This is a genomic window from Pseudomonas sp. PS01270 (genome assembly GCF_029959775.1).
Classification (GTDB): domain Bacteria; phylum Pseudomonadota; class Gammaproteobacteria; order Pseudomonadales; family Pseudomonadaceae; genus Aquipseudomonas; species Aquipseudomonas atacamensis.
The window spans coordinates 1-7857 of the sequence record NZ_JASCPT010000182.1 but is presented as its reverse complement, the minus strand read 5'-3'; the positions used below and the strand labels follow the sequence as shown (position 1 = coordinate 7857).

General features: G+C 59.3%; 5 protein-coding genes. 3 read left to right on the top strand and 2 right to left on the bottom strand.

Annotation, left to right across the window (positions count from 1 at the left end):
- Positions 1–225: 225 nt before the first annotated feature.
- Positions 226–405 (bottom strand): PA1571 family protein, encoded by a 180-nt coding sequence (locus tag QMX86_RS26410; protein ID WP_024013646.1) that lies wholly within the window; start codon positions 403–405, stop codon positions 226–228.
- Positions 406–663: 258 nt separating this feature from the next.
- On the opposite strand from QMX86_RS26410, the gene QMX86_RS26405 reads away from it, so the two are divergent.
- Positions 664–2448 carry an ABC transporter transmembrane domain-containing protein gene (locus tag QMX86_RS26405; RefSeq protein WP_282387104.1) on the top strand — a complete coding sequence of 595 codons (1785 nt, stop codon included), beginning with the start codon at positions 664–666 and terminating at the stop codon, positions 2446–2448.
- Positions 2449–2503: 55 nt separating this feature from the next.
- Positions 2504–3544, top strand: coding sequence for a Fic family protein (locus QMX86_RS26400; protein ID WP_282387105.1), 1041 nt, complete (start codon positions 2504–2506; stop codon positions 3542–3544).
- Between the two features lie 105 nt (positions 3545–3649).
- Here the strand turns inward: QMX86_RS26400 and QMX86_RS26395 are convergent, their stop codons facing one another.
- Positions 3650–5578 carry a transglycosylase SLT domain-containing protein gene (locus QMX86_RS26395; RefSeq protein ID WP_122752135.1) on the bottom strand — a complete coding sequence of 643 codons (1929 nt, stop codon included), beginning with the start codon at positions 5576–5578 and terminating at the stop codon, positions 3650–3652.
- A gap of 214 nt (positions 5579–5792) precedes the next feature.
- Between QMX86_RS26395 and QMX86_RS26390 the strand changes: the two genes are divergently transcribed.
- Positions 5793–7715, top strand: coding sequence for an ATP-binding cassette domain-containing protein (locus tag QMX86_RS26390; protein ID WP_039760799.1), 1923 nt, complete (start codon positions 5793–5795; stop codon positions 7713–7715).
- Positions 7716–7857 lie beyond the last annotated feature (142 nt).

The following is a 7857-nucleotide window of genomic DNA, read 5'->3' as shown; positions in this document are numbered from 1 at the left end:
ATGGTGTGGGCCCGGGGTGGGGCAGATTGTTGAGGCGCTGGGGGCGGTGGCTGTCTGAATCAGCGCTGGCCTTTTCGCGAGCAGGCTCGCTCCCACAGGGGATCTACAGTGCAGCAAAGTTAAAGGTGGGAGCGAGCCTGCTCGCGAAAGCCGGACCACCAATCCCGAATTGCAGATATAAAAAACCCGGCCAATCAGGGCCGGGTCGGGAAGACGGTGGCTACATCACTCTTGTTCGGCAGGCTTGACCAATCGCTTCTCCAGTTCGCGGCAAGCGTCCTGGATCATGTCTTCAGTGATCGGTACTTCGCGGCCCTGCTCATCGATAATCGAGCAACCCAGAGACTGGTCGGGTTTGGTGCGGATCACTTCAATCTTGTCTTCGCTGCTGTGTTGCAAGGACATGGCCTGTCTCCTCATCAGGTTGTGTGCCTAAGTTAAAACCGCCACGTGACCAGGCTGTGACAACTCCCTGCGGTCTGTCGGCGGGCGGCATCTCTACTCAAACAGAAATGACCGCTCGTCTCAACCGCAACCTTAGACCAATCGTTTCTAGCATCCGGACATCCCGGGCATATTTAACCTGACTCATTGTGATTTACAGAGTTCCACCCCATCTGAGTCTGTAGGCTGGCCCGATCCATCTGCGCAGACGTGAACTCCATGATCTCCATGCTTTCTTCCCGACACCGGCGCGCCCTGCGCCTGACCAGTCATTTTCTCCTGCCTTACCGCTGGCATGCCTTCGGCGCTTTACTCGCGTTGATCGTCACCGCCGGCATTACCCTGTCGATGGGGCAGGGCATCAAGTTGTTGGTAGACCAGGGTTTCATGACCCGTTCGCCGCATCTGCTCAATCAGTCGATCGGGATTTTCATGTTGCTGGTGCTCGGACTGGCGCTGGGCACCTTTGCCCGTTTCTATCTGGTGTCGTGGATAGGCGAGCGCGTGGTCGCCGACATTCGTCGCCAAGTGTTCAATCACTTGGTGTATCTGCATCCGGGCTTTTACGAGGACAACCGCAGCTCGGAAATCCAGTCGCGCCTGACCGCTGATACCACGCTGCTGCAATCGGTGATCGGCTCGTCGCTCTCGCTGTTCCTGCGCAATCTGCTGATGGTGATCGGCGGTGTAGTGCTGCTGTTCATCACCAATCCGAAGTTGACCAGCATTGTCGTGATTGCACTGCCGCTGGTGATCGCGCCGATCCTGATTTTCGGCCGCCGCGTGCGCAATCTGTCGCGCCAGAGCCAGGACCGTATCGCCGACATTGGCAGCTATGTGTCGGAAACCCTCGGCCAGATCAAAACCGTGCAAGCCTACAACCACCAGGTGCAGGACGAGCAGCGTTTCGCCTCGACCGTCGAGCAGGCGTTCGAAACTGCGCGCAAACGGATTTTCCAGCGAGCGTGGTTGATCACTTTGGTGATCGTGCTGGTGCTTGGCGCGGTGGCGGTGATGTTGTGGGTCGGCGGCATGGATGTGATGGCGGGACGGATATCAGCCGGCGAGCTGGCGGCATTCGTTTTCTACAGCCTGATTGTCGGCAGCGCGTTCGGCACGCTGAGCGAAGTGATCGGCGAACTGCAACGCGCTGCGGGCGCTGCTGAACGCATCGCGGAATTGCTGCGCTCGGAAAACATCATCCAGCCACCGTCGACCGGACTGGTCACTTTGCCAGCGCGAGTCAAAGGAGAACTTGAACTGCGCGACGTGCGTTTTTCCTACCCGTCACGTCCGCAAAGCTTCGCAGTGGATGGCTTGAGTCTGATGGTAAGGGCGGGCGAAACCCTGGCATTGGTGGGGCCGTCGGGCGCGGGCAAGTCCACGGTTTACGACTTGTTGCTGCGCTTCTACGATCCACGCGAGGGGCAGATTCTCCTCGATGGCGTGCCGCTGACCAGCCTTGACCCGCTGGATCTGCGCCGCTGTTTCGCCCTGGTCTCGCAAACCCCTGCATTGTTCTTCGGCAGTGTGCAGGACAACATCCGCTACGGCTGCCCGACGGCCACGCTTGAACAGGTCAAGGAAGCTGCGCGAATTGCCCACGCCCACGACTTCATCGAACAAATGCCGGACGGCTATCAGACTCATCTCGGCGACGGCGGCCTCGGGTTGTCCGGCGGTCAGCGCCAGCGTCTGGCCATCGCCCGCGCCTTGCTGGTAGACGCGCCGATCCTGCTCTTGGACGAAGCCACCAGCGCCCTCGACGCCCAGAGCGAGCATCTGATCCAGCAGGCCCTGCCAACGCTGATGGAAAACCGCACCACGTTGGTCATCGCGCACCGACTGGCCACGGTGAAGAACGCTGACCGCATTGCAGTGATGGATCAAGGCAAGCTGGTAGCGGTGGGGACACATCAGGAGTTGATCGCCAGCAATCCCCTGTACGCACGGCTGGCGGCGTTGCAGTTTAATGATGGTTATGAGGCGACTAAACAGAACTGATGCATGGCGCCAACATCGGGCATCATTACGAACTGCATGATTTCAGGATGAGGATATGAGTCGTTATCAGCCGCCGCTGACCTTGACTGCACGAATGATTACGCTGATCGCCGAAATCAGCGAACAGATAGGTCAGCTCTTGACTGTGGACGATAGTCGGCAGGCGCCTCAGCTGCGTCGAAGCAATCGAATCCGTACGATTCAGGCTTCGCTGGCTATCGAAAACAATACATTGAGTGTTGAACAGGTCACTGCGGTCATTGCCGGGCGTCGAGTCCTGGGGTTGCCCAAGGAGATACAGGAAGTTCACAACGCTTTTGCGGCGTATGAGTCGATGCCGACCTGGAATCCGGGCAGCAAGCCTGATCTGTTGCGAGCCCATGAGTTATTGATGCACGGTTTGATAAAAGATAGTGGGCAATTACGCCGTACGGGCGTTGGCATCTATCGAGGCGATCAGTTGGTGCATATGGCGCCCCCCCCGAGCCGGATTACGCATCTGGTCGATGACCTCTTGGCATGGCTTGGCTCATCTGATTGGCATCCGTTGATCATCAGTTGTGTCTTCCATTACGAATTCGAGTTTATTCATCCTTTCGCGGATGGAAATGGGAGGATGGGGCGTCTCTGGCAAACTCTGATTCTTAGTCAGTGGCGACCGGTGCTTGCCTACTTGCCAGTTGAGGCGGTTATCCGGGATCAACAGGACGCCTATTACGCTGCGCTCTCGACGGCGGACCGGATGGCAGAATCGACGCCGTTTGTTGAATTCATGCTCCACGCGTTGAGTCTTGCACTGCGCGAAGCCGTCGAAAGCGAGTCTGTGACCGACCCAGTAACCGACCCAGTAACCGACCCAGTAACCGACCCAGTAAAGAGGCTTTTGCTAACGTTGCAAAACCAGGCGCTGAAAACCAGTGAGCTGATGGGCGAATTGGGTCTTACACATAAGGCGACATTTAGATCCAACTACCTTAAACCGGCACTGGCAGCGGGATTGGTCAAAATGACGGATCCTCAAAGTCCGAACAGTCCCGTTCAGAAATACCTGCTCACAGAGGAGGGCAAGCTTAAGGTCGTGCAGGCGAAAAGATAGATCTGCTGCGCTAAAAAAATGCCCGCATTCCAGTGCGGGCATTTTTGTTGAGCCAGATCAAAAGATCGCTGTCTTCGGTGGCTTCTACGTAACCGGCATTACCCGTTACTGATCATCAAAATACCGCTCATGCCAATCCACCAGCGGTTGCGGCGAGTTGAGCTTTTGCCCGTAGATCACCGAGTAGGACAACACGTTCTGCACGTATTGACGGGTTTCGTCGAAAGGGATGCTTTCCACCCAGACGTCGAAACTCAGGTGATCTGCGCCGCGCAGCCACTGACGCACGCGGCCTGGCCCGGCGTTGTAAGCGGCGGAGGCGAGTACGCGGTTGCCGTTGAACTGGCTGTGAACCTGGCTGAGATAAGCGGCGCCGAGCTGGATGTTCTTGTCTGGATTGAGCACTTGCTGGGGCGAGGCCAGTGGAATGCTGAACTTGCGCGCGGTTTCCTTGGCCGTGCCGGGCATCAATTGCATCAGGCCGCTGGCGCCGACGCTGGAGCGCGCGTCATCCATGAAGGCGCTTTCCTGCCGGGTGATGGCGAACACCCAGCTCGAATGCAGGCCGCGCACCTTGGCTTCACGCACGAGGGTATCGCGGTGCGCCATCGGGAAGCGGATGTCCAGATCGTCCCAGTACTGTGCCTGACTGATGGTGCGGATCGCCGGGAAGTACCATTTCAGGTCGTAGGCCAGTTTGGCCTGTGCGACCATTTCATCGCGATTGAAATGTCGGCTGACGTGATACCACTCGCGGCGCCCGTCGACGATCTGCCCGCGTGCATGAAACTCCAGCGCGCGACGTACGCCGGGGGTGTTACGGACTTTGTTGATCAACGCCTGGCTGAGCACCAGCGGCTTGTTGTTCAGCGAGTAAGGCGATTGTGAACGGTCTGCGGCGAGGAAGCCGTAAAAGTCTCGTTCCCGCGCCAGATTCTTGTACAGGGTCAGCGCTTGCGGGTTTTGTGGCTCGGCCAGTTCCAGACTGCGCGCCTGCCAGTAGCGCCAACGGTTGGTGGTGGCCAGGTCTTGCGGCAGACGTTTGGTCAGCTCATAGGCATCATTCCAGCGTGCCAGACGCAAGAGCAGGCGCAGGCGCCATTCCGAGACAGTGTTGTCGCGCAGCTCCGGATCGTATTTGGTCATGACGTCCAGCGCGCGGCTGTCGAAGCGGCGCGCAAGGGTCAGGCCGATCTCGCGAGCAATCGCGACTTTTTCATCACGAGAGAAATGCATGCTGCTGGCGTAACCGTCGAGCAAAGCCATGGCCTTGTCCGGATCCTGCCTGGCGAGGCGGCGCAAGCCGAGGCTGACGACGTCTGACATCGGCTCGTCGGCCGGGGTGAAGCGCGACGGCTGGTTGAGCAGTTCGGGTTTCTGCGCCACGTCGACCAGCAAGCGACCGCGCGGGGCGAGGGTGGTCAGGCCGTTGATCAGGCTGTTGGCCAGTGGATAGTTGCGTGCCTGCGCGGCAAGTTTGGTGCGCTCCCAGCGTTTTTGCTCGGTGAGCTGGCCATCGGCGGCCCAGATGCCGAACAGCGCGTCACACGCAGCCGGTTGCGATTTGCCGGTCAGCCAGAGTTTTTCCGCACTGGCATACCCTTCGGCTTTCTTGTCGTGGCTGATCTGGTACTGCGCGTTGAGGCAGTCCAGTTCGGTGAAATTCAGCTTCGGATCGTAATACTTGACGAAGGTCGCCCAGTCGCCACGGTCGGCGAGCCAGCGCAACCAGCGCAGTTTCATCCAATTGGCCTGCGGCAAATCACCGTGTTCGGCGAGGAATTTCTCGATCTCGGCGTTGCTCGCCGTCTTCAGACGCGCGGTCAGCTCGTCGTAGGCCAGATACGGTTCCAGCGGATAATCGGCCAGCGCCTGGCTGTAACGGAAATACGGGCCGGTATCACCCTTGGCCAAGGCGCGCTTGGCTTCATCGTAATACTGGCGTTGGGTGGACAAGTCCACCGCCTGGACGGATTGAGCGGCAGCGGCGGTAAGAAACAAGCAGGACAAAACACTGAAAAGGCGACTGCGCATGAGACATCCGGGCAGAGAAATCATGACAAGTGCCGATCGAAATCCGCACTGAATTGCCTGTAGCTTAGCCTTTTGCCAGCAAGCGGCGAAAGCTTTGCGAGCCTCGCTGCACAAGTTCGCAACAAATGTTGTGCAGAGTGCTTCGACAGACAAATTGCCGGCCTGCTGAAGCCTCAAGTCAGGTAGAATGCGCGCCCGGTTTTTGGAGAAGCTCATGACCCTGCTCAAATTCAGCGATGTGTCCCTTGCGTTCGGCGCTATGCCGTTGTTGGACAAGGTGTCCTGGCAGATCGCCCGTGGTGAGCGGGTGTGCATCATCGGCCGCAACGGCACTGGCAAGTCCAGCATGATGAAACTGGTCAAGGGCGACCAGAAGCCCGATGACGGCTCGGTGTGGCGTGCCCCCGGTCTGAAAATCGGCGAATTGCCGCAAGAATTGCCAGTGGCCGACGACCGGACGGTATTCGACGTGGTCGCTGAAGGCCTCGATGGTGTTGGCGCCTTGCTCGCCGAATACCATCACCTGAGCCAGAACATCGTCACCGACGCCGATCTGGACAAGCTGATGCACGTTCAGCACGACCTTGAAGCCCGTGACGGCTGGCGCTTGCAGACGCTGGTCGACAGCACCCTGAGCCGCCTGCAACTGCCGGCCGACAAGACCCTCGCCGAGTTGTCCGGCGGCTGGCGTCGTCGCGTGCTGCTGGCGCAGGCGCTGGTGTCCGAGCCCGATCTGCTGCTGCTCGACGAACCGACCAACCACCTGGACATCGGTGCGATTGCCTGGCTCGAAGAAGCGCTGAAAGATTTCCAGGGCGCCGTGCTGTTCATCACGCACGACCGTTCCTTCCTGCAAAACCTCGCCACGCGCATCCTCGAACTGGATCGCGGCGGCCTGATCGACTGGAACGGCGACTACGCCAGTTTCCTCGTGCACAAAGAAGCCGCGCTGGCCGCTGAAGAAACCGCCAACGCGTTGTTCGACAAGCGTCTGGCTCAGGAAGAAGTGTGGATCCGTCAGGGCATCAAGGCCCGCCGCACTCGCAACGAAGGTCGCGTGCGCGCCCTCAAAGCCCTGCGCGTTGAGCGTAGTGAGCGTCGCGAGCGTACCGGCAAGGCCAACATCCAGCTGGAAACCGCCGACAAATCCGGCAAGCAGGTGATGGTGCTCGAGAACGTGAGCTTCGCGCATCCGGGCGGGCCGTTCCTGATCAAGGATTTCTCCATGGTCCTGCAGCGCGGCGACCGTATCGGTTTGCTCGGCGCTAACGGTACCGGCAAGACTACTCTGTTGAAACTGATGCTCAGCGGTCTGCAACCGACCAGCGGCAAAGTGGAAGAGGGCACGCGTATCGATGTCGCCTACTTCGACCAGTTGCGCCATCAGCTGGATCTGGAAAAAACCGTGATCGACAACGTCGCCGAAGGTCGCGACTTCATCGACATCGACGGGCAGAGCCGCCATGTGCTGAGCTATCTCGGCGACTTCCTGTTCAGCCCGCAGCGTGCACGCACGCCGGTCAAGGCGTTGTCCGGTGGCGAGCGTGCGCGTCTGTTGCTGGCGAAGCTGTTCAGCAAACCGGCGAACCTGCTGGTACTCGACGAACCGACCAACGACCTCGATGTGGAAACCCTCGAGCTGCTCGAAGAAGTGCTGCTGACCTTCAACGGCACCGTGCTGATGGTCAGCCACGACCGGGCATTCCTCGATAACGTGGTGACCAGCACCCTGGTCTTCGAAGGTGAAGGCAAGGTTCGTGAATATGTCGGCGGCTATCAGGACTGGATCCGTCAGGGCGGCTCGCCGCGTCTGTTGGGCGTGACTGAAAGCAAGTCGGGCAAGGCTGACCTGAACTCGGCGGTGGTTACCGCTGAGCCGGCTCCGGTGGCTGCGCCTGCCGCTGCTGCTCCGGTTGCCAAGAAAAAACTCAGCTACAAGCTGCAGCGCGAGCTGGAAGCCTTGCCGGGCGACATCGACGCCAAGGAGCAACAGATCGCCGCGGTTGAAGCCGAAATGGCTGAAGCCGGTTTCTATCAGCGTCCGCCGGCGGAAACGGCCAAAGTGATTGCTTCGCTGGAGCAATTGCAGGCCGAGCTGGATGCGTTGGTGGAGCGTTGGGCCGAGCTGGATGCCTGATTGCTCCTGATGTAAACAAGCCCGGCGCTCAGTGATGAGCGCCGGGCTTTTCATATGTAACGCGATCTACAGGCGGGAGCAGGTCACCTGTGGGAGCGAGCCTGCTCGCGAAGGCGGTGTGTCAGGCACCACTCATATTGAA

Bases quoted from the DNA above. Each gene is read 5' to 3' on its own strand.
- QMX86_RS26410 (WP_024013646.1), bottom strand. From the start codon at position 405: ATGTCCTTGCAACACAGCAGCGAAGACAAGATTGAAGTGATCCGCACC.
- QMX86_RS26405 (WP_282387104.1), top strand. From the start codon at position 664: ATGATCTCCATGCTTTCTTCCCGACACCGGCGCGCCCTGCGCCTGACC.
- QMX86_RS26400 (WP_282387105.1), top strand. From the start codon at position 2,504: ATGAGTCGTTATCAGCCGCCGCTGACCTTGACTGCACGAATGATTACG.
- QMX86_RS26395 (WP_122752135.1), bottom strand. From the start codon at position 5,578: ATGCGCAGTCGCCTTTTCAGTGTTTTGTCCTGCTTGTTTCTTACCGCC.
- QMX86_RS26390 (WP_039760799.1), top strand. From the start codon at position 5,793: ATGACCCTGCTCAAATTCAGCGATGTGTCCCTTGCGTTCGGCGCTATG.